Raw genomic sequence first — 2,356 nt, 5'->3', positions numbered from 1 at the left:
ACACCCTACACCCTACACCCTGTTGGTTATTTGTGATTTGAAAAATAAAAAAACTTTTTGTGGCTAGATTTCGTATAATTTTTTATGAGTCCAATTTAATCACAACCGGAGCGAATCATGGTTCAGAGAGTAGAAAAAACCGAACAAGAGTGGAAACAGCAATTAACCGAAGAACAGTTTAAAGTTACCCGCAAAAAAGGCACAGAAAGAGCCTTTACTGGGGCTTATCACGACAATAAAGAAAAAGGAAAGTATCAATGTATTTGTTGTGGGGCTGATCTCTTTACTTCAGATACAAAATTTGACTCTGGGACAGGTTGGCCATCTTTTTGGGCGCCGATTCAGGATGAAAATATCAAAGAAGAGAGTGACTTTAGCTTCTTTATGCGGCGAACCGAGGTGCTTTGTGCCGCTTGTGATGCTCACTTGGGTCACGTTTTTAATGATGGCCCAAAACCCACGGGATTACGCTATTGCATTAATTCTGCTTCGTTGAACTTTGTGAAATCTGAATAGTTAAACCGATTCAGAAAATACCTCACAAAATAAAATTTTTGATCATAGGAGCAATTAATTAATTGCCCCTATTTTTCTTTTTAAATTTGATTGAATAATCTTGATTATCTGCCTAAGTCAAATAGTAAAAATTCTGCATCGCTTTCGGCAGATAAAATAATGGTTGATTCATCCACCATTGCCACCGCATCTCCGGCATAAATTGCCTGATTGTTAATAGTGATTTGTCCTTTGATAAGCTGGAACCAGATTAGGCGATCGCGCTTAATTTCCGATTCAATTTTATCTCCAGCAGCCAACAAACTAGCATATAAATTCACATCTTGATGAATTGTCACTGAACCATCTCGACCATCCCTAGAACCCACTAAACGTAACTGACCGATCTTTTCTGCGGGGGAATACATTTTTTGTTCATAACTGGCAGGCAGCCCCTTTTTTTCCGGCAAAATCCAAATTTGTAGCAGATGAACTAACTCATTATCCGAATGGTTATATTCGCTGTGACTGACTCCGGTTCCCGCACTCATGCGCTGCACTTCTCCGGGACGAATCACCGAACTATTTCCCATACTATCTTTATGTTCTAAAGCCCCTTCAATAACATAAGTGACAATTTCCATATCTTGATGGGAATGAGTGGGAAAACCCATTTTTGGTTGCACTCGGTCTTCATTAATCACGCGGAGATTGCCAAATCCCATGAAATTTGGATCGTAATAGCTGGCAAAGGAAAAAGTATGATAGGAGTCTAACCACCCACGATTAGCGTGTCCGCGTTCTTGAGATTTTCTAATTGTTAGCATAATGGTTTGGAAGATGTTTGGGAAAATGTTTGGGAAAATAAAAGGTTATACCAAATCCGGTTCGTAGGGGCGATTCGCTTGCTCGCCTCTACGATGAAAATGTGATTGTTTCTCCCTTGTCTGGAAATCCTAAAGTAATTTATAATCCCAGATGAGCACCATCGCAAAATGGGGCATTATTGGTATGTTTGCACTGACATAATGCTACCTTTTTTTTCTCGTCTAATTTAAATTGCATGGGAGTAAAATCTGTACCTTGATGTTTGCCATCACAGAATGGTTGGTTGCTGGATTGACCACAAGTACAATAATAATAAGTTCCAGCTTCTAGTTCGAGAACGGCAGGTTTTTTGTCAGCAATTACAGGTTTGCTCATGGGTTCTTCCTCTATTTTAAAATTAGTTAATGAACCAGAGTGCAGCAGGTGGCAAGATTTTTGTCTCTGGTTTGATCCTGTTTCCAGGTTAAAATATTTACAATCAAAATGTAAAGTACGCACTTTAAAGTGGGGTACTTACCAAAAAGATACTATGAAGGGACTATGGTAAGCAGTACGACTCAGCAAGAATTTCAGATTACCGATCTGTCTGTGGGGCAGATTGATCGAGAGGATATGAGCGATCGCCTCACTTGTGCGGTGGAAAGCACGATTAAAGTGATTGGGGGACGCTGGAAAGTGTTAATTTTGCGAGAACTTTTTCAAGGAGTGAAACGTTTTAATGAGTTACATCGTGTGCTACATGGGATTACCCAAAAAATGCTGACTCAACAACTCAGAGAAATGGAAGCTGACGGCATTATTCATCGAGAAGTTTATGCCCAAGTTCCGCCAAAAGTTGAATATTCTCTGACTCCGTTGGGGGAAAGTCTCAAACCAATTTTGAAGGAAATGCACCAATGGGGGTTAACTTATTTGCAAAGTCAAAGAGATAAATAGACGAGAAGGCTTTCATTATAAGAAGCCCCCCTTTTTAAGGGGGGTTGGGGGGATCGATCCGGTAGTTTGCGCTTTTGTCTAGGGCGTGTCATCAATT

4 protein-coding genes are annotated in these 2,356 nt (G+C 40.1%); 2 read left to right on the top strand and 2 right to left on the bottom strand.

Annotated elements, in window-relative coordinates; all coding sequences use genetic code 11:
* Nucleotides 1–117 precede the first annotated feature (117 nt).
* A complete protein-coding gene (gene msrB, locus AM228_RS14785; protein WP_054466876.1) occupies nucleotides 118–516 on the top strand; it encodes a peptide-methionine (R)-S-oxide reductase MsrB in 399 nt (132 codons plus the stop codon).
* Nucleotides 517–620: 104 nt separating this feature from the next.
* Here the strand turns inward: msrB and AM228_RS14780 are convergent, their stop codons facing one another.
* Together AM228_RS14780 and AM228_RS14775 are read right to left on the bottom strand one after the other, a co-directional pair.
* Complete coding sequence (locus AM228_RS14780) at nucleotides 621–1,322, bottom strand: pirin family protein (RefSeq protein WP_054466875.1); 702 nt, start codon at nucleotides 1,320–1,322, stop codon at nucleotides 621–623.
* Between the two features lie 139 nt (nucleotides 1,323–1,461).
* Nucleotides 1,462–1,698 carry a CDGSH iron-sulfur domain-containing protein gene (locus tag AM228_RS14775; protein ID WP_054466874.1) on the bottom strand — a complete coding sequence of 79 codons (237 nt, stop codon included), beginning with the start codon at nucleotides 1,696–1,698 and terminating at the stop codon, nucleotides 1,462–1,464.
* A gap of 237 nt (nucleotides 1,699–1,935) precedes the next feature.
* On the opposite strand from AM228_RS14775, the gene AM228_RS14770 reads away from it, so the two are divergent.
* A complete protein-coding gene (locus AM228_RS14770; RefSeq protein ID WP_054466944.1) occupies nucleotides 1,936–2,259 on the top strand; it encodes a helix-turn-helix domain-containing protein in 324 nt (107 codons plus the stop codon).
* The last annotated feature ends 97 nt before the right edge of the window (nucleotides 2,260–2,356 follow it).

Origin of the sequence: Planktothricoides sp. SR001 (assembly GCF_001276715.1) — a bacterium.
Classification (GTDB): Bacteria; Cyanobacteriota; Cyanobacteriia; order Cyanobacteriales; family Laspinemataceae; genus Planktothricoides; species Planktothricoides raciborskii.
The sequence above is the reverse complement of the archived record's forward strand: the minus strand, read 5'-3'. Positions and strand labels throughout refer to the sequence as shown.

What these genes read in the sequence shown, in the direction of transcription:
- msrB (WP_054466876.1), top strand. Translation starts at nt 118, where the DNA reads ATGGTTCAGAGAGTAGAAAAAACCGAACAAGAGTGGAAACAGCAATTA.
- AM228_RS14780 (WP_054466875.1), bottom strand. Translation starts at nt 1,322, where the DNA reads ATGCTAACAATTAGAAAATCTCAAGAACGCGGACACGCTAATCGTGGG.
- AM228_RS14770 (WP_054466944.1), top strand. Translation starts at nt 1,936, where the DNA reads ATGAGCGATCGCCTCACTTGTGCGGTGGAAAGCACGATTAAAGTGATT.
- AM228_RS14775 (WP_054466874.1), bottom strand. Translation starts at nt 1,698, where the DNA reads ATGAGCAAACCTGTAATTGCTGACAAAAAACCTGCCGTTCTCGAACTA.